At 73.5% G+C, this 17,648-nt stretch carries 14 protein-coding genes; 12 read left to right on the top strand and 2 right to left on the bottom strand.

Annotated elements, in window-relative coordinates:
- Positions 1-13 precede the first annotated feature (13 nt).
- Complete coding sequence (gene ftsY / locus ABD345_RS23425) at positions 14-1,258, top strand: signal recognition particle-docking protein FtsY (RefSeq protein ID WP_344554560.1); 1,245 nt, start codon at positions 14-16, stop codon at positions 1,256-1,258.
- A gap of 108 nt (positions 1,259-1,366) precedes the next feature.
- Here the strand turns inward: ftsY and ABD345_RS23420 are convergent, their stop codons facing one another.
- Positions 1,367-2,032 (bottom strand): bifunctional DNA primase/polymerase, encoded by a 666-nt coding sequence (locus tag ABD345_RS23420; RefSeq protein ID WP_344554559.1) that lies wholly within the window; start codon positions 2,030-2,032, stop codon positions 1,367-1,369.
- A 440-nt stretch (positions 2,033-2,472) separates the two neighbouring features.
- Between ABD345_RS23420 and nsdA the strand changes: the two genes are divergently transcribed.
- The 7 genes from nsdA (at position 2,473) to ftsH (ending at position 12,816) form a co-directional block, all read left to right on the top strand.
- Positions 2,473-3,930, top strand: coding sequence for a transcriptional repressor NsdA (nsdA, locus tag ABD345_RS23415; RefSeq protein WP_344554558.1), 1,458 nt, complete (start codon positions 2,473-2,475; stop codon positions 3,928-3,930).
- Positions 3,931-4,189: 259 nt separating this feature from the next.
- Positions 4,190-5,512: an ammonium transporter gene (locus ABD345_RS23410; protein ID WP_344554557.1), complete on the top strand. Its 1,323-nt coding sequence runs from the start codon at positions 4,190-4,192 to the stop codon at positions 5,510-5,512.
- Positions 5,509-5,847: a P-II family nitrogen regulator gene (locus tag ABD345_RS23405; protein ID WP_014138256.1), complete on the top strand. Its 339-nt coding sequence runs from the start codon at positions 5,509-5,511 to the stop codon at positions 5,845-5,847. Before ABD345_RS23410 ends, ABD345_RS23405 begins: the two co-directional genes overlap by 4 nt.
- Positions 5,848-5,966: 119 nt before the next feature.
- The gene (locus ABD345_RS23400) at positions 5,967-8,399 is read left to right on the top strand and encodes a [protein-PII] uridylyltransferase (protein WP_344554556.1); all 2,433 of its coding nucleotides are present in this window, start codon (positions 5,967-5,969) and stop codon (positions 8,397-8,399) included.
- A gap of 102 nt (positions 8,400-8,501) precedes the next feature.
- Positions 8,502-10,061, top strand: coding sequence for a signal recognition particle protein (gene ffh / locus ABD345_RS23395; RefSeq protein WP_344554555.1), 1,560 nt, complete (start codon positions 8,502-8,504; stop codon positions 10,059-10,061).
- Positions 10,062-10,197: 136 nt separating this feature from the next.
- Positions 10,198-10,722: a GNAT family N-acetyltransferase gene (locus ABD345_RS23390; protein WP_344554554.1), complete on the top strand. Its 525-nt coding sequence runs from the start codon at positions 10,198-10,200 to the stop codon at positions 10,720-10,722.
- A gap of 189 nt (positions 10,723-10,911) precedes the next feature.
- Positions 10,912-12,816 carry an ATP-dependent zinc metalloprotease FtsH gene (gene ftsH / locus ABD345_RS23385; RefSeq protein ID WP_344554553.1) on the top strand — a complete coding sequence of 635 codons (1,905 nt, stop codon included), beginning with the start codon at positions 10,912-10,914 and terminating at the stop codon, positions 12,814-12,816.
- 159 nt (positions 12,817-12,975) lie between these two features.
- Here ftsH and ABD345_RS23380 read toward each other — a convergent pair whose 3' ends face one another.
- Complete coding sequence (locus ABD345_RS23380) at positions 12,976-13,791, bottom strand: class I SAM-dependent methyltransferase (RefSeq protein WP_344554552.1); 816 nt, start codon at positions 13,789-13,791, stop codon at positions 12,976-12,978.
- A gap of 321 nt (positions 13,792-14,112) precedes the next feature.
- On the opposite strand from ABD345_RS23380, the gene proS reads away from it, so the two are divergent.
- The 4 genes from proS to ABD345_RS23360 all read left to right on the top strand — a co-directional run bounded on the left by proS (position 14,113) and on the right by ABD345_RS23360 (position 17,535).
- Positions 14,113-15,525, top strand: a complete 1,413-nt coding sequence (gene proS / locus ABD345_RS23375) for a proline--tRNA ligase (RefSeq protein WP_344554551.1) — start codon at positions 14,113-14,115, stop codon at positions 15,523-15,525.
- A gap of 366 nt (positions 15,526-15,891) precedes the next feature.
- Positions 15,892-16,470: a hypothetical protein gene (locus ABD345_RS23370; RefSeq protein ID WP_033252683.1), complete on the top strand. Its 579-nt coding sequence runs from the start codon at positions 15,892-15,894 to the stop codon at positions 16,468-16,470.
- A gap of 394 nt (positions 16,471-16,864) precedes the next feature.
- Complete coding sequence (gene rpsP, locus ABD345_RS23365; protein ID WP_014138264.1) at positions 16,865-17,293, top strand: 30S ribosomal protein S16; 429 nt, start codon at positions 16,865-16,867, stop codon at positions 17,291-17,293.
- Positions 17,294-17,295: 2 nt separating this feature from the next.
- The gene (locus tag ABD345_RS23360) at positions 17,296-17,535 is read left to right on the top strand and encodes an RNA-binding protein (protein WP_014138265.1); all 240 of its coding nucleotides are present in this window, start codon (positions 17,296-17,298) and stop codon (positions 17,533-17,535) included.
- Positions 17,536-17,648 lie beyond the last annotated feature (113 nt).

The raw sequence follows: 17,648 nt of genomic DNA, 5'->3' as shown, positions 1-17,648 counted from the left end.
TACTGGACGGGTTATGGAATACGTGATCCTTGCCGTTGTCATCGCGGTGGTCGCCATCGGCGCGATCACCGGACTCGTCGTCTCCGGCAGACGACGCAAAGAACTGGACAAGCCGGGCCAGGCGCCGACCATCACCGCGCCAGCCCCGGCCAAGCCCTCGCCGGCCAAGCCCGCGGAGGGGGCCGCCGAGCCCACCGCGCCGCCCACGGCGACCGGGGCCACCGAGGCCACCGAGGCGCCGGAGGCTCCCGGGGCCCCCGGGGCACCGGTCGAGGAGCCGGCCGCCGAGGAGGTGCGGGCCGAGGAGGCCGAGGCCGCGCCCGCGATCGAGGTGCCCGAGCCCACCGCCGGACGCCTGGTCCGGCTGCGCTCCCGGCTCTCCCGCTCGCAGTCCACCCTCGGCAAGGGACTGCTCACCCTGCTCTCCCGCGACCGCCTCGACGAGGACACCTGGGAGGAGGTCGAGGAGACCCTCCTCACCGCCGACGTCGGCGTCGCCGCCACCCAGGAGCTGGTCGACAACCTGCGCACCCGGGTCAAGGTGCTCGGCACCCGCACCCCCGACGAGCTGCGCGGCCTGCTCCGCGAGGAACTCGTCAAGCTGATCGGCACCGAGGCCGACCGCACCGTCCGCTCGGTCAAGCCGGGCGACGGCCCGGCCGTGGTGCTGGTGGTCGGCGTCAACGGCGTCGGCAAGACCACCACCACCGGCAAGCTGGCCCGGGTCCTGGTCGCCGACGGCCGGAAGGTCGTGCTCGGCGCCGCCGACACCTTCCGCGCCGCCGCCGCCGACCAGCTGCAGACCTGGGGCGAGCGGGTCGGCGCGCACACCGTGCGCGGCCCCGAGGGCGGCGACCCGGCCTCGGTCGCGTTCGACGCGGTCAAGCAGGGCATCGCCGACGGCGTCGACACCGTCCTGATCGACACCGCCGGCCGGCTGCACACCAAGACCGGCCTGATGGACGAGCTCGGCAAGGTCAAGCGGGTCGTCGAGAAGCACGGCCCGGTCGACGAGGTGCTGCTGGTGCTGGACGCCACCACCGGACAGAACGGCCTGGTCCAGGCCCGGGTGTTCGCCGAGGTGGTCGACATCACCGGCATCGTGCTCACCAAGCTCGACGGCACCGCGAAGGGCGGCATCGTCATCTCGGTGCAGCGCGAACTCGGCGTGCCGGTCAAGCTGATCGGCCTCGGCGAGGGCGCGGACGACCTCGCGCCGTTCGAGCCGGGCGCCTTCGTGGACGCGCTGCTCGGCTAGCCGCCGCACCACCCGAGGGTCCGTTCGAGGAGGGAGACGCCCTCCCGGGCGGGCCCTCGGCGCGTCAGGGCCCGGGAGCGGCCGGACCGGGGGGCGGCGGGACCGGGCCTAGCTGGCGAGCTCGCTCTGCCGGTCCCGGGTGCGGTGGCAGGCGTAGGCCAGGGTGCCGAGCAGCAGCCGGGCCTCGGGCGGGGTGCCGTCGGCGGTCGGGCGGCGCAGCCAGCGCATCGGGCCGAGCGGGCCGAGCGGGGTGGGCGGGGCGGCCAGGTAGGAGCCGAGGCCGTGGCAGGCGAGGTCGAGCGAGGCGTCGTCCCAGCCCATCCGGTAGAGAAGGTCGGGCAGCCGCTCGGCGGTGCCGGGCGCGACGAAGAGCAGCAGCCGGCCGGCCGGGGAGGCCAGCACCGGGCCGACTTGGGTGCCCATCCGCTCCAGCCGGACCAGGGCCTGCAGGCCGGGCTGCGCCGGGACGTCCAGGACGTCGAACTGGTGGCCGGTGGGGAGCAGCAGCGGAGCGTCGGCCGGACATCGGGCGGCCAGCTCGGCGGGCGCGGCGCCGGGGGCGATCACCGGGCCGACCCGGCGGTGCAGGTTGGGCGCGGCGCAGTGCGGGACGCCACAGTCGCAGGCCGTCCCGGCGCGCTCGGTCGGGTTGCCGACGGCCAGCGTCCAGCCCCAGCGCCCGGAGTACTCGGCGGCGGCCTGCAGCGCGGTGGGCCGGGTGCGGCGGCGGCCGCCGAGGGGGGTGAGCCGCAGGGTGCCGAAGAGCTTGTCCATGCCACCCCCAACCGCTTCCGGTCGCCGCTGGTTACGGGAGGGTGACGGCGCGTCGCCGGTCGGGCGCGTGGTGCGTGGTGCGCCGGAGGCGCGCGCGGACCGGCGTACGCCAATTCGGGTGGCGCGGGCGAGCAAGCGCCTTGCACCGGCGCCTCGGATGCCGGATCGTCGTTGCCGCACGCGTGCCTCCGTCGGGTGCCGTCGGGTCCGGGCATGTGCCGGGGTCATGCCGAGCTGACTCATAGTGAAGCGCGGCCGCCGGTCCGGTAGTTCACCCCTGGGGGTGGCGAAAGGTGGCGTTTCTCCGACGTTGCTCCCCCGGATGGCGGAGGAACGCTACGTTCGGCATACGGAACGCAGCCGACCGGTCACGCGGGCGGCGACGAAAAGGGTCAGGGCGAATGCGGGGCCCCGGGTCGGGGCGGGATGGGGACGGTCCCATGGGTGAGAAGCAGCCGAACGAGAAGCTTGGCTCCTGGTTCGCGCGCAGCGGCTGGTCGAAGGGCGAGCTGGCGCGCCAAGTGAACCGCAGGGCACGGCAGATCGGCGCGCACCACGTCTCCACGGACACCTCGCGGGTGCGCCGCTGGTTGGACGGCGAGCAGCCGCGCGAGCCGATCCCGAAGATCATGTCCGAGCTGTTCTCGGAGCGCTTCGGCTCGGTGGTCTCGGTCGAGGACCTCGGCCTGCGCGCGGTGGTCCAGGTGACCACCGTCGGCAGCGGGGTGGACCTGCCGTGGAGCCCGCAGCAGACCGTGCAGGCGATCAGCGAGTACTCGCGCAGCGACCTGATGCTCAACCGCCGCGGTTTCCTGGGCACTTCGCTGGCGCTGACGGCCGGCGCTGCGCTGATCGAGCCGATGCAGCGCTGGCTGACGCCCGGTCCGAACGGGGCGCCGACCCCGATCCTGGCGGCGGCCAACGGCGGCCAGCAGTTCTCCGGGCGGCTGTCCGAGCCGGAGATGCAGCTGCTGGAGCAGACCACCGAGATGTTCCGGAAGTGGGACGCGCAGAACGGCGGCGGCCTGCGCCGCAAGGCGGTGGTCGGCCAACTCCACGAGGTCACCGACCTGTTGCAGGAGACCTACCCCGAGGCGATCACCAAGCGGCTGTTCCGGATCACCGCCGAACTCGCCCACCTGGCGGGCTTCATGTCGTACGACGTCGGCATGCACCCGAGCGCGCAGAAGTACTACGTGCTGGCGCTGCACGCGGCCAAGGAGGCCGGTGACCGCCCGTTCGGGGCGCACGTGCTGACCGACATGAGCCGGCAGATGATCCACCTCAACCGCGGCGAGGACGCGCTGGAGCTGATCCACCTCGCCCAGTACGGCAGCCGGGACACCGCCACCGCCCGCCAGCAGTCGCTGCTGTACGCGATGGAGGCCCGGGCGTACTCCACCATCGGCGAGCTCAACCGGTGCGCCCGGGCGGTCCGGCTGTCCGAGGACACCTTCACCGACATCAAGGAGAGCAACGAGGAGACGCCGAACTGGCTCAAGTTCTTCTCGTACGCCGAGCTGTGCGCGGAGAACGGGCACTCCTACCGGGACCTGGCCTACACCTCGGACCACGGCGCGGCGATGGCCAAGCCCGCCGAGAAGCTGATCACCGAGGCGGTCGACCGGTTCCGGGAGGACGCCGACCACGTCCGCACCTACGCGTTCAACCTGGTCGGGATGGCCTCGGTGCGGCTGCTGCAGAACGAGCCGGAGGACGCGGCGAAGTACTGCGAGGAGGCGGTCGACATCGCCAAGAAGGTGCGCTCCGAGCGGCTGAACACCCGGGTCCGGAAGACCTCCGAGGCCGCCAGCCGGGACTTCCGCGGCGCCCCCGGGGTGGACCGGCTGGCCGAGCGGGTGGTGCACGACATCCCGGAGTTCGTCTCGGTGGTCTGACCCGCCGCGATCCCGCCACCGACGGCCGTCCGCCCCCCGTCCGGACGGCCGTCGGAGTATGACACGGGCTGTCCAGTACGCGTCACCAGCCGTGGTTCACGTGCCCGTAACGGGCGCGTCAACCGCGTCACTGCGGCGAAACACCGTGCCGCATCGGCCGAAACCCGCCTTCGGCACTCTCCTCTCATCGCCGACACGCCGGGATGGCACGGGACAGGTATCCCGGTCGTGGTGCGGCTCTCATTCGGAGGAGACGCCGATGCCGGACGGCTTCAGCGCGGGCGATACCGCCTTTGTGTTCATCTGTGCGGCCCTGGTCATGTTGATGACCCCGGGTCTGGCCTTCTTCTACGGAGGCATGGTCAGGGTCAAGAGCACCCTCAACATGCTGGTGATGAGCTTCATCTCACTGGCCATCGTCACGGTGCTCTGGGTCCTGTACGGCTACACGCTGGCCTTCGGGCCGGACGCCGGGGCGGGTCTGATCGGCAACCTCGACTACCTGGGCATGCGCGGCATCGACCTGAACGCGCTGACCGGGACGATCCCGGTGACCGGCTTCGCGGCCTTCCAGCTGATGTTCGCGATCATCACCCCGGCGCTGATCAGCGGCGCCATCGCCGACCGGGCGAAGTTCGCCGCCTGGAGCCTGTTCGTGGCGCTCTGGGTGACCATCGTGTACTTCCCGGTCGCGCACTGGGTGTTCTTCTTCGACGGCGGCAACGGCGGCTGGCTCGGTGACCGCAACGGCGTGATCGACTTCGCCGGCGGCACCGCGGTGCACATCAACGCCGGTGCGGCGGGCCTGGCCCTGGCGCTGGTGCTCGGCAAGCGGATCGGCTTCAAGAAGGACCCGATGCGCCCGCACAGCCTGCCGCTGGTGATGCTCGGCTCCGGCCTGCTGTGGTTCGGCTGGTTCGGCTTCAACGCCGGTTCGGCGCTGGCCGCCAACGGCGTCGCGGGCATGGCCTTCGTCAACACCCAGGTCGCCACCGCCGCCGCCGTCCTCGGCTGGCTCGCCTACGAGAAGATCCGGCACGGCGCGTTCACCACCCTCGGCGCCGCCTCCGGCGCGGTGGCCGGCCTGGTCGCCATCACCCCGGCCTGCGGCTCGGTCTCCCCGCTCGGCTCGATCGCGATCGGCCTGATCGCCGGCGCGCTGTGCGCCGCGGCGATCAGCCTGAAGTACAAGTTCGGCTTCGACGACTCGCTCGACGTGGTCGGCGTCCACCTGGTCGGCGGCATCGTCGGCTCGCTGCTGATCGGCTTCTTCGCCACCGGCCACGTCGGCCAGACCGCGTCCGGCCTGTTCTACGGCGGCGGCCTGGGCCAGCTCGGCAAGCAGGCGCTCGGCGTGGTCGTCGTCCTGGTCTACTCCTTCGTGCTCTCCTGGCTGCTGGGCCAGGCGATCCAGAAGACCATCGGCTTCCGGGTCGCCGAGGACGTCGAGGTGTCCGGCATCGACCAGGCCGAGCACGCCGAGTCCGCCTACGACTTCACCGCCGTCGGCGCCAGCCTCGCCCGCACCCCGGCCGCTCCGGTGGCCGTCCCCGCCGAGAAGACCGAGGTCGACGCCCGATGAAGCTGATCACCGCCGTCATCAAGCCGCACCGCCTGGACGAGGTCAAGGACGCCCTGCAGGCGTTCGGGGTGCACGGCCTGACCGTCACCGAGGCCAGCGGGTACGGCCGGCAGCGCGGCCACACCGAGGTCTACCGCGGCGCCGAGTACACCGTCGACCTGGTGCCGAAGGTCCGGATCGAGATACTGGTCGACGACGAGGACGCCGAGCAGCTGATCGACGTGGTGGTCAAGGCCGCCCGCACCGGCAAGATCGGCGACGGCAAGGTCTGGTCCGTCCCGGTCGAGACCGCGGTCCGGGTCCGCACCGGCGAACGCGGCCCGGACGCCCTCTGACCCCTCCTCCGACCCACCCGATCCACTCTGATCCACCGCCGTGAACCCTCCTGGCGGACCTGCCCGTGCGGCAGGTCCGCCGAAGGCGTATCCGGCACCAGCACGCACCGGGAGCAGACGTGAGCAGCACCGACCCCGCCGAGTACGGCTACCCGGCCGAACGGGCCCGCCTGCTGGCCGACCCCGGCGCCACCGGCCCGCAGCGCCGCGCCGCCCTCGCCCGGCTCACCGACGACTGGCTGGCCGCCCTCTACCGGGCCGCCGGCGCCCCCGCCCGCACCGCGCTGGTCGCGGTCGGCGGCTACGGCCGGGCCGAACTCTCCCCGCGCAGCGACCTGGACGTGCTGCTGCTGCACGAGGGCCCGCTCGCCGACGGCCTGGCCGAACGCGTCTGGTACCCGGTCTGGGACAGCGGCGTCGCCCTCGACCACGCCGTCCGCACCCCGGCCGGCGCCCGCGAGGTCGCCGCCGCCGACCTCAAGGCCCAGCTCGGCCTGCTCGACGCCCGCCACCTGGCCGGCGACCCGCAGCTCACCGCCGACCTGCGCTCCGCCGTCCTCGCCGACTGGCGCGCCACCGCCCCCGAACGGCTCCCCGAGCTCCGCGAGCTCGGCCGCGCCCGGGCCGAACGCCACGGCGAGCTGTCCTTCCTGCTCGAACCCGACCTCAAGGAGGCCCGCGGCGGCCTGCGCGACCTGGTCGCGCTGAACGCGGTGGCCGCCACCTGGCTCGCCGACGCCCCCCGCGACGGCCTGGACGAGGCCGCCCGCACCCTCGCCGACGTCCGCGACGCGCTGCACCTGTCCACCGGGCGGGCCACCGAACGGCTCTCCCTGCAGGACCAGGACCAGGTCGCCGAACGCCTCGGCGTGCTCGACGCGGACACCCTGCTGCGGCAGGTCTACCGGGCCGCCCGCACCGTCGCGTACGCCTGTGACGTCACCTGGCGCTCGGTCGACCGGGTGCTGGCCGCCCGCCGCCACCCGGTGCCGCGCCGCGCCGTCCGGTTCGGCTTCCCGTTCAACGGCGCCCGGCGCGCCCCGGTCGGCCCGGTCGCGCCCGAGCGCCGCCCGCTCGCCGAGGGCGTGGTCGAGCAGGACGGCGAGGCGGTGCTCGCCCAGGCCGCCCGGCCCGCCACCGACCCGGTGCTGCCGCTGCGGGCCGCCGCCGCGGCCGCCCAGGCCGGGCTCGCCGTCGGCTACGCCACCGTCCGCCGGCTGGCCGCCGAGAGCGGGCCGCTGCCGGTGCCCTGGCCCGACGAGGCCCGCGAGCAGCTGGTCACCCTGCTCGGCGCCGGCGAGGCGTGCCTGCCGGTCTGGGAGGCGCTGGAGGCCGAGGGGCTGATCAGCCGGATGCTGCCGGACTGGGAGCGGGTCCGCTGCCGGCCGCAGCGCAACGCCGTGCACCGCTGGACCGTCGACCGGCACCTGATCGAGACCGCCGTCCGGGCCGCCGCGATGACCCGCCGCACCGCCCGCCCCGACCTGCTGCTGGTCGCCGCGCTGCTGCACGACCTGGGCAAGGGCTGGCCCGGCGACCACTCCGAGGCCGGCGAGGTGATCGTCCGCGACGTGGCCGTCCGGATGGGCTTCGGCAAGCGCGACACCGACACCCTGGCGCTGCTGGTGCGCCACCACCTGACGCTGGTCGACACCGCCACCCGCCGCGACCCCGACGACCCGGCCACCGCCGACCTGATCGCCAAGGCCGTCGGCACCCAGACCCACCTGGAACTGCTGCACGCCCTCACCGAGGCCGACGCCACCGCCACCGGCCCGGCCGCCTGGTCGAGCTGGCGGGCCTCGCTGGTCGCCACCCTGGTCGAGCGCACCGCCGCCCGGCTGGCCGGCGACACCCGGCCGCCCGCCGCCGACCCCGAGGTCACCGCCGACCAGGAGCGGCTCGCCGTGGAGGCGGCCCGCACCGGCGCCCCCGCGCTGGCCTTCACCGCCCACGCCGAGCCCGGCACGGACGGCGGCGAGCCGATGGGCGTCGAGCTGACCCTGGCCATCCCCGACCGCCCCGGCCTGCTCGGCACCGTCGCCGGGGTGCTCGCCGTGCACCGGCTCGCCGTCCGCAAGGCCGGCCTGCGCGAGCTCGACCCGGTCGGGGCCGGCCCGGTCCTGCTGCTGTCCTGGACGGTCGCCGCCGAGTACGGCGACCTGCCCGACGCCGCCCGGCTCCGCGCCGACCTGCGCCGCGCCCTGGACGGCTCGCTGGACGTCACCCGCAAGCTCGCCGAGCGCGACGCCGCCGCGCCCCGCCGGCGCGGCATCAGCACCCCGCCGCCGGTGGTCACCGTCGCCCCGCACGACGCCTCGCGCTCGGCCACCGTGCTGGAGGTCCGCGCGCACGACGCGCCCGGCCTGCTGCACCGGATCGGCCGGGCCCTGGACGCCTCGGGCGTGCGGGTCCGCACCGCGCACGTCTCCACCCTCGGCGCGGAGGCCGTGGACGCCTTCTACCTCACCTCCGCCGACGGCGGACCGCTGGCGGCGGGCCGGGCCGAGGAGGTCGTGCGGGCGGTCCGGGCCGCCCTGGAGCCGCACTGACCCGCTGTTCGCGCAGGGGCGCAGACCGCCCGCCGGGGTGCGGCTACCCTTGGGGGCGACGACAGTACCCGTACTCGATGCCGCAAGGGACCCGCGACCGACGTGTTCGACACTCTCTCCGACCGCCTCGCAGCGACGTTCAAGAACCTCCGGGGCAAGGGCCGTCTCAGCGAGGCGGACATCGACGCCACCGCGCGCGAGATCCGGATCGCCCTGCTGGAGGCGGACGTCGCGCTCCCCGTGGTCCGCGCCTTCATCAAGCAGGTCAAGGACCGTGCCCTCGGTTCCGAGGTCTCCGGCGCGCTGAACCCGGCCCAGCAGATCATCAAGATCGTCAACGAGGAGCTGATCAGCATCCTCGGTGGCGAGACCCGCCGCCTGCAGTACGCCAAGACCGGCCCGACCGTGATCATGCTGGCCGGCCTCCAGGGCGCCGGCAAGACCACGCTGGCCGGAAAGCTCGGCCACTGGCTCAAGAGCCAGAAGCACACCCCGCTGCTGGTCGCCTGCGACCTCCAGCGCCCCAACGCCGTCACCCAGCTCGGCGTGGTCGCCGAACGGGCCGGCGTCGCCTTCTACGGCCCGCAGCCCGGCAACGGCGTCGGCGACCCGGTGCAGGTCGCCCGCGACTCGATCGAGTACGCCAAGCAGAAGCAGTACGACGTCGTCATCGTCGACACCGCCGGCCGGCTCGGCATCGACGCCGAACTGATGCAGCAGGCCGCCGACATCCGGGCCGCGGTCAACCCGAACGAGGTCCTGTTCGTGGTCGACGCCATGGTCGGCCAGGACGCGGTCACCACCGCCCAGGCCTTCCTCGAAGGCGTCGACTTCACCGGCGTGGTGCTCTCCAAGCTCGACGGCGACGCCCGCGGCGGCGCGGCGCTCTCGGTCGCGCACGTGACCGGCCGCCAGATCATGTTCGCCTCCAACGGCGAGAAGGTCGACGACTTCGACGCCTTCCACCCGGACCGGATGGCCTCGCGCATCCTCGGCATGGGCGACGTCCTCTCGCTGATCGAGAAGGCCGAGCAGACCTTCTCCCAGGCCGAGGCCGAGAAGATGGCCGCCAAGCTCCAGGGCGGCGGCAAGGACTTCACGCTCGACGACTTCCTGTCGCAGCTGGAGCAGGTCCAGAAGATGGGCTCGATCTCCAAGCTGCTCGGCATGCTCCCCGGGATGGGCCAGATCCGGGAGCAGATCAACAACCTGGACGACAAGGACGTCAACCGGGTCGGCGCGATCATCAAGTCGATGACCCCGGCCGAGCGTTCCGACCCCAAGCTCATCAACGGCTCGCGCCGGCTGCGCATCGCCAAGGGCTCCGGCGTCCAGGTCGGCGAGGTCTCCAGCCTGGTCGAGCGGTTCTTCGAGGCCCGCAAGATGATGTCCGCGATGGCCTCCGGCAAGGGCATCCCCGGCATGCCCGGCATCCCCGGGATGGGCGGCGGCGCCAAGCGCTCCGGCAAGAAGGCCCCGGTCGCCAAGGGCAAGCGCAAGAGCGGCAACCCGCTCAAGCGGGCCCAGGAGGAGGCCGCCGCCGCCGAGCGCAAGGCCCTCGGCCCCGGCCAGTCGGCCCAGCCGGGCGGTGCGTTCGGCCTCCAGCCGGGCAAGGGCCCGGCGGACTTCGAACTCCCCAAGGAGTTCAAGGACCTGATGTAGGCGCGAGCCTGCCGACGGGGGCGGGGCGGGTCGCGCGCAGCGGCTCCCCCGCCCCCGTCGCCGTTCTGGCCGCGCCCCGTCGCCCCCGTTGCTCCGGCGCCCCGTTCCCGCGGGCGGGTGCGCGATGATGTCCGGTATGCGCGTGACGATCCGAGCCCCCCGCCCCGATGACGTCGTCCCCTACGCCGAGGCGGTGCGCCGCTCCGCCGCGCACATCGGCCGGTGGAACCCGGTGGAGCCGGACGCCATGCCGGACCTGTTGAGCCGTCAGGGCGCGGGCCTGCGGACGTTCATGATCGTCGACGTCGAGACCGGCGGCCTGGTCGGCAAGTGCAACGTGGCCAACATCGTGATGGCGCGGTTCTGCAACGGCGTGCTGGGCTACGACTCGTACCTGCCGTTCGTCGGGACCGGCCGGATGACCGAGGGCATGCGGCTGGTGGTGGAGCGCTGCCTCACCTCGCCGGAGCTGGGCGGGCTCGGGCTGCACCGGCTGGAGATCAACGTGCAGCCGGACAACGAGCGGTCGATCGCGCTGGCCCGCCGGCTGGGCTTCCGGCACGAGGGCTTCACGCCGCGGATGCTGTTCCTGCAGGACGCCTGGCGCGACCACGAGCGGTTCGCGCTGACGGCGGAGGAGTGGCCGACGCCGGTGCGCTGACGGCGGGGGAGCGGTGGGCGGCGGTGGGCTGACGGCGGGGGAGCGGTGGGCGGCGGTGGGCTGACGGCGGGGGAGCGGTGGGCGGCGGTGGGCTGACGGCGGGGGAGCGGTGGGCGGCGGTGCGCTGACCGGGGCGGGTCGCGGCGTTGCGTGCCGTCCGACGTGCACGGTGTCCGTATTGTCCGACGGGTGAGCAACCCCGTGCCGCCGCGCCAGACCCCCGACCAGCCCTGGCGGTCCGAGGGGGCCCCGCCCCCGCCGCCGCCGAAGAAGAAGATGCCGGGCGGCTGGACGGGCCTGATCCTCACCGCGCTGGTGGTGTTCCTGCTGTCGGACGTCCTGCTGAGCTTCTTCGGCAACGGCGGCTCGACCACGATCTCGTACACCGAGTTCACCAAGCAGCTCAACAGCGGGAACATCACCAAGATCTACTCCAAGGGCGACGCCATCGAGGGCACGCTCAAGGACAAGCAGCCCAAGCCGGACGGCGGCAAGGGCGACTACACCGAGTTCACCACCCAGCGCCCGGCGTTCGCCAGCGACAACCTCTGGGGCACCCTGCAGTCGCAGAACGTCGAGGTGACGGCCCGCCCGGTGGTGCAGCAGCGCAGCTTCCTGGCGAACCTGCTGATCTCGCTGGCGCCGATGCTGCTGCTGATCGGCGTCTGGGTGCTGATCGCCCGTCGGATGGCCGGCGGGATGGGCGGCGGCGCGTTCGGCCGCAAGGCCCCGCCGAAGCCGGTGGACACCAGCCAGGGCGAGCGCACCACCTTCCAGGACGTGGCCGGCATCGACGAGGTCGAGGCCGAACTCAGCGAGGTGGTCGACTTCCTGAAGAACCCGCAGGCGTACCGGAGGCTCGGTGCCAAGATGCCGCGCGGCGTCCTGCTGTCCGGCCCGCCCGGCACCGGCAAGACCCTGCTGGCCCGCGCCGTCGCCGGCGAGGCCGACGTGCCGTTCTTCTCCGCCTCGGCCTCCGAGTTCATCGAGATGATCGTCGGCGTCGGCGCCAGCCGGGTCCGCGAACTGTTCTCCGAGGCCCGCAAGGTCGCCCCCGCGATCGTGTTCATCGACGAGATCGACACCATCGGCCGGCAGCGCGGCGGCGGTGGCGGCATGGGCGGCCACGACGAGCGCGAGCAGACCCTCAACCAGATCCTCACCGAGATGGACGGGTTCTCCGGCTCCGAGGGCGTCATCGTGATCGCCGCGACCAACCGCGCCGAGGTCCTCGACCCGGCGCTGCTGCGCCCCGGCCGGTTCGACCGCCGGATCACCGTCAGCCCGCCCGACCGGGCCGGCCGCGAGCAGATCCTGAAGATCCACACCCGCCGGGTGCCGCTCGCCGAGGGCACCGACCTGGACACCGTCGCCCGCACCACGCCCGGCATGACCGGCGCCGACCTGGCCAACCTGGTCAACGAGGCCGCGCTGATCGCCGTCAAGCGCAAGCAGGACGCCGTCGACCAGGAGAACCTCTCCGAAGCCCTGGAGAAGGTCCAGCTCGGCGCCGTCCGCCCGCTGGTGATGCCCCAGGAGGAACGCGAGCGGACCGCCTTCCACGAGTCCGGCCACGCCCTGCTCGGCATGCTGCAGCCCGGCGCCGACCCGGTCCGCAAGATCACCATCGTGCCGCGCGGCCGCGCCCTAGGCGTCACCCTCTCCACCCCCGACACCGACCGCTACTCCTACACCGAGCCCTACCTGCGCGGCCGGATCATCGGCGCGCTCGGCGGGATGGCCGCCGAGCAGGTGGTCTACGGCGTGGTCACCACCGGCGCCGAGAGCGACCTCGAACAGCTCACCACCATCGCCCGCTCGATGGCCGGCCGCTGGGGCATGAGCGACCGGGTCGGCCGGGTCACCGCCGTCCCCAACGACAGCCAGTCCCCGTACGGCCTGGCCGCCGCCCCCACCACGCTGGACGCCGTCGACGAGGAGGCCCGCCGGATCGTCGCCGAGTGCTGGGAGGAGGCCGTCGCCCTGCTGCACCGGCACCGCGACCGGCTCGACGCGCTGGCCGCCGCCCTGCTGGAGGCCGAGACCCTGGACGAGGACGCGGCGTACGCCGCCGCCGGACTCGGCCGGTCCTGACGTATCCGGCGCTGTCGGCGCGCTTGGCGCTTCTGGCGCTTCTGGCGCTTCTGGCGCTCCTGGCGCTCCTGGCGTTCTTGTCGTTTTTGGCGTTCTCGGCGGGTCCGGTGTTCCCGGTGTTCCCGGTGTTCCCGGCGATCCGGTGCGCGGGCCCGGCCGTCAGCCGCGGGGCCTCGTCCCGACCGCCCAGCGGAACTCGTTCGCCATCCGCACCGAACCGTCCGGGCGCAGGAACGGGTGCAGCGCCTCCTCCAGTTCCTTGGCCACCAGCGCCGCGCCAGCGGCCTCCTCGGCCCGGTCGAACAGGCCGGTCGACAGCAGGCCCCGGACCGCCGAGTCCAGGCCCGCGTAGGCGAACGGGCAGCCCACCCGGCCGCTCCCGGACGGCCGGGTCCCCGCCCCGGCGAGCAGCGACTCCAGCGCGCCCGGACCGGCCGCGGCGAACGGGTCCGGCGCACCGGACGGGGCGTGCCGCCGGGCCACCTCCAGCACCGCGGCGCTCTCGCAGCGCTCCGCCGGACCCCACGAGGCCACCACCAGCTGCCCGCCGGGCAGCGTGCGCTCCGCCGCCCGGGCGACCAGCGCGGGCACCGGCGGCTGCTCGAAAACCGTCACCAGGGAGTGCGCCGGGCGGGGGACGGGGTGCGCCGAACGGGCGACCCCCTCCGCCCGGCCGCCGGGCGACACCTGCAGCCCGCGGGCCGCCGCGAGCTCCCGCAGCCCGCCGTCCGGCTCCACCCCCGCGACCTGCGCGCCGCGCCCGGCGGCGAGCAGCAGCGCCAGCCCCGACCGGCACCCGACGCCCAGCAGACTGGTGGCCGCGCCGACCTCAAGCCGCCGGTAAACGTCCTGGTAGAGGGGGACGAGCATGCGCTCCTGGATCTCCGCCCAGTCCCGCGCCCGACCGCTGCGCCCCGCCGGAGAGTCCGTCCGGACCCGGTCCACGGTGCTGCCGGTCACCTGCGCTGAAGCCATCGCGGCCTCCCAATCGGTCCTCGGAATCGGCTGCGGCCCCCGCAGCCCTGCCCCCCGGCCCCCCTCCCAGCGAACAGCGGGCGGCCCCCGCCGTCCAGAGGGGTGCGAGCAGGTATCCGTGCGCCGCGGGTGTGCGCCCCGGGGTGTGCGCGGGCGCGGCGCAGTCCGGCCGCCCCGGCCCCGGAGGTTTGCGGACGGCGACGCCGGCGCGGGCGGCGGTGCGGTCCGGGTCGGGCGGCCGCACAGGTACGGGCGCGGTCGGGCGGCCGTCCGGTGAACCGGATTCACGGTCCGGCCCGGGTTTTCCGTACCATTCGGCGCATGGCTAAGGCACCCGTTCTCACCCCCCAGGCGGAAGACTTCCCCCGCTGGTACCAGGACCTCATCAACAAGGCCGAGCTGGCCGACAACGGTCCGGTGCGCGGCACCATGGTCATCCGACCGTACGGCTACGGCCTGTGGGAGCGGATGCAGCAGGAGATGGACGCGCGGATCAAGCGGGCCGGCGCGCAGAACGCGTACTTCCCGATGTTCATCCCGCAGTCCTACCTGACCAAGGAGGCGGAGCACGTCGAGGGCTTCGCCCCCGAGCTCGCGGTGGTCACCCACGGCGGCGGCAAGGAGCTGGAGGAGCCGGTCGTCGTCCGGCCCACCTCCGAGACCATCATCAACGAGTACTTCTCCAAGTGGGTGCAGAGCCACCGCGACCTGCCGCTGCTGATCAACCAGTGGGCCAACGTGGTCCGCTGGGAGCTGCGCCCGCGCGTCTTCCTGCGCACCACCGAGTTCCTCTGGCAGGAGGGCCACACCGCCCACGCCACCTACGAGGACGCCCGCGCGTACGCCTCGCGGATCCACACCGACGTCTACGGCGACTTCATGACCAACGTGCTGGGCATCGACGTGGTGCTCGGCCGGAAGACCGCCAAGGAGCGCTTCGCCGGCGCCATCAACACCCTCACCCTCGAAGGCATGATGGGCGACGGCAAGGCGCTGCAGATGGGCACCAGCCACGAGCTGGGCCAGAACTTCGCCAAGGCGTTCAACACCACCTACCAGCTGCAGGGCGCCGAGCGCGAGCACGTCTGGCAGACCTCCTGGGGCGTCTCCACCCGCATGGTCGGCGGCCTGATCATGTCCCACGGCGACGACAACGGCCTGCGGGTGCCGCCGCGGCTGGCCGCCGTGCAGGCCGTGGTGCTCGCCATCAAGGGCGAGGACGCGGTGCTGGCGAAGGTCCGCGAGATCGGCGCCCAGCTGGAGGCCGCGGGCGTCCGGGTGGTCGTCGACGACCGCACCGACACCCCGTTCGGCCGCCGCGCCGTGGACTGGGAGCTCAAGGGCGTCCCGCTGCGCATCGAGGTCGGCCCGCGCGACCTGGAGGCCGGCACCGCGATGCTGGTCCGCCGGATCGCCGGCGGCAAGGAGCCGGTCTCGGTCGACTCCCTGGCCGCGATCGTCCCCGGCATCCTGGAGGAGGACCAGGCGCAGCTGCTGCGCGAGTCCCGCGAGCGCCGCGAGGCCCGCACCGTGGACGTCAAGACCATCGAGGAGGCCGCCGAGGCCGCCGGCACCGGCTGGGGCCGGATCTCCTGGGCCGACCTCGGCCCCGAGGGCGAGGCCAAGCTGGCCGAGCAGGGCGTCTCGGTGCGCTGCCTGATCGCCGAGGACGGCTCGGTGCCGGCCGCCGACGACCAGCCCGGCAACCTCGCCCTGGTCGCCCGCGCCTACTGATGCGCGCCTACTGATCCGCACCGCGGGCCGGGGCCGGGAATTCCGGAACCCCGGTCCGCGTGCTGGCAGTTGAGACTACTGACCAGTCAACTCCCCGAGGTACCCCACAAGCGGTACGGTGTACGGCCCGTGGCCCTGTCAATTTTCGGACAGGACGCGGGCCGTCCGTCGTGGGGATGTTGGGCTCCGCGGCGGGTGTCGAGAACCCGGCGAAGCCCGCCGGGTCCACACGTGCAGGGGGTTGGTCTTGCGTCAGTCCGGAGTCGCGCAATTCGCGCGCGAAAGTGCATTCCTGAGAGTCCGCTGGGAATTCCCGAACACGGGTGCCCGCCGGAACATCGGCTCTCTCCCCATCGTTGGTACAGCGTGAGCACGACACAGCCCCTCGTCCTCGCGGCCGAACTGGCCGCCGCCTGGAGTGACATCCAGGCCCACCACCGCGACCTGCCCGACCTGGCGTCGCCCGAGGCGCTGATCGGCGAGTCCTCGTCCGCCTGCGGCACCCAGCTCAACTTCGAGCGACTGCTGCACGAGGCCGCCCACGGCCTGGCCGCCGCCCGGGAGATCCGCGACACCTCGCGGGCCGGCCGCTACCACAACCGCCGCTTCCTGCTGCTCGCCTCCGAGCTGGGCCTGGCCCATCCGGTCGAGCCGCACGCCAGCAGCGGCTTCTCCCAGGTGACGATGGGGCACGAGACCAGGGACCGTTACGCCGGGACCATCGAGCGCCTCGACCGCGCGCTCGGGGCGCACCAGCTGGCCGTGGCCGGCGAGGGCAACCACCGCGCCTTCCGCGGCCCGGCCGCGCGGCACGGTTCCTCCGGCGGCGGCGTCCGGGTCAAGGCGGTGTGCGGCTGCGGTCGCAACGTCCGCGTCGTCCCGTCCGTGCTGGCCCAGGCCGCGATCGTCTGCGGCGCCTGCCAGCAGCCGTTCAAGATCGCCTGATCCCTCCGCGATCCCCTGCGCCCCCCGCAGCTCCCCGTACGACGCCTGACCGAACGGTGCCCGCCGGCGGACGCCGTTTGGCCGGAACGGGTGCTCGACGCAGGTGCTCGGAGCGGGTGCCGGGAACGGGACGCGGGCGGGGTGCCCGCGGCCCGTCGGGAGTGCCGCTGTCGCCGGGGCCGGGGGCCGACGACGCCAGGAGGTCCTGCCGTACCGCGCGGGGGCGCGGTCCGGGGGGCCTCGGCGTTGTGGCAGAATGGATGGCTGAGTACTCGGCAGCCGAGCAGGACCCTCTCTCCTAAAGGCTGGCGTGTCCCCTGAACGGCACCTCGCGCCGCAGCCCCACGCGGCGGAGCGCTGCTCACCCACGTCAAAACCAGGAGAATCCACACCCGTGGCTGTCAAGATCAAGCTGAAGCGTCTGGGCAAGATCCGCTCCCCGCACTACCGCATCGTCGTCGCCGACTCGCGCACCAAGCGTGACGGCCGCGCCATCGAGGAGATCGGCATCTACCAGCCGACCTACAACCCCTCGAAGATCGAGGTCGACGGCGAGCGCGCCCAGTACTGGCTGTCCGTCGGCGCCCAGCCGACCGAGCCGGTGCTCGCCATCCTCAAGCTGACCGGCGACTGGCAGAAGTTCAAGGGCCTGCCGGCTCCGGAGCCGCTGAAGGTGGCCGAGCCCAAGGTCGAGGACTTCTCGCACCTGTTCGCCAAGGCCGTCGCCGGCTTCGAGGACGCCACCACCGGTGTCGCCATCACCCCGAAGGCCAAGAAGTCGGACAAGGCTGACGAGGCCGAGGCCGCTTCCACCGAGGCCTGAGCATGATCGAGGAAGCCCTCGACCACCTGGTGAAGGGCATCGTCGAGCACCCCGACGAGGTGCAGGTCCGCTCGCGCAACCTGCGCCGCGGCCACACCATCGAGGTGCGAGTGCACCCCGACGACCTCGGCAAGGTGATCGGCCGGGGCGGCCGCACGGCGCGCGCACTGCGCACCGTCGTCGGCGCCCTGGGCGGCCGCAACGTCCGGGTCGACCTGGTCGACGTGGACAGCCTCCGCTGACCTCAGCTCGACCGCCGAGGGCGCCGACCACCAGGTCGGCCACCGGGTTTCAGGACCGGCCGGGACGCATCGTCCCGGCCGGTCCTTTCCCGTTCCCGGCCCCTCCGCTTCCC

The organism is Kitasatospora saccharophila (genome assembly GCF_039529925.1).
GTDB classification, from domain to species: Bacteria; Actinomycetota; Actinomycetes; order Streptomycetales; family Streptomycetaceae; genus Kitasatospora; species Kitasatospora saccharophila.
The sequence above is the reverse complement of the archived record's forward strand: the minus strand, read 5'-3'. Positions and strand labels throughout refer to the sequence as shown.

Excerpts from the sequence above, each read along its gene's own strand:
- ABD345_RS23380 (WP_344554552.1), bottom strand. The coding sequence starts at position 13,791 with ATGGCTTCAGCGCAGGTGACCGGCAGCACCGTGGACCGGGTCCGGACG.
- ABD345_RS23390 (WP_344554554.1), top strand. The coding sequence starts at position 10,198 with ATGCGCGTGACGATCCGAGCCCCCCGCCCCGATGACGTCGTCCCCTAC.
- ABD345_RS23420 (WP_344554559.1), bottom strand. The coding sequence starts at position 2,032 with ATGGACAAGCTCTTCGGCACCCTGCGGCTCACCCCCCTCGGCGGCCGC.
- ABD345_RS23360 (WP_014138265.1), top strand. The coding sequence starts at position 17,296 with ATGATCGAGGAAGCCCTCGACCACCTGGTGAAGGGCATCGTCGAGCAC.
- ABD345_RS23405 (WP_014138256.1), top strand. The coding sequence starts at position 5,509 with ATGAAGCTGATCACCGCCGTCATCAAGCCGCACCGCCTGGACGAGGTC.
- ftsY (WP_344554560.1), top strand. The coding sequence starts at position 14 with ATGGAATACGTGATCCTTGCCGTTGTCATCGCGGTGGTCGCCATCGGC.
- nsdA (WP_344554558.1), top strand. The coding sequence starts at position 2,473 with ATGGGTGAGAAGCAGCCGAACGAGAAGCTTGGCTCCTGGTTCGCGCGC.
- proS (WP_344554551.1), top strand. The coding sequence starts at position 14,113 with ATGGCTAAGGCACCCGTTCTCACCCCCCAGGCGGAAGACTTCCCCCGC.
- ABD345_RS23410 (WP_344554557.1), top strand. The coding sequence starts at position 4,190 with ATGCCGGACGGCTTCAGCGCGGGCGATACCGCCTTTGTGTTCATCTGT.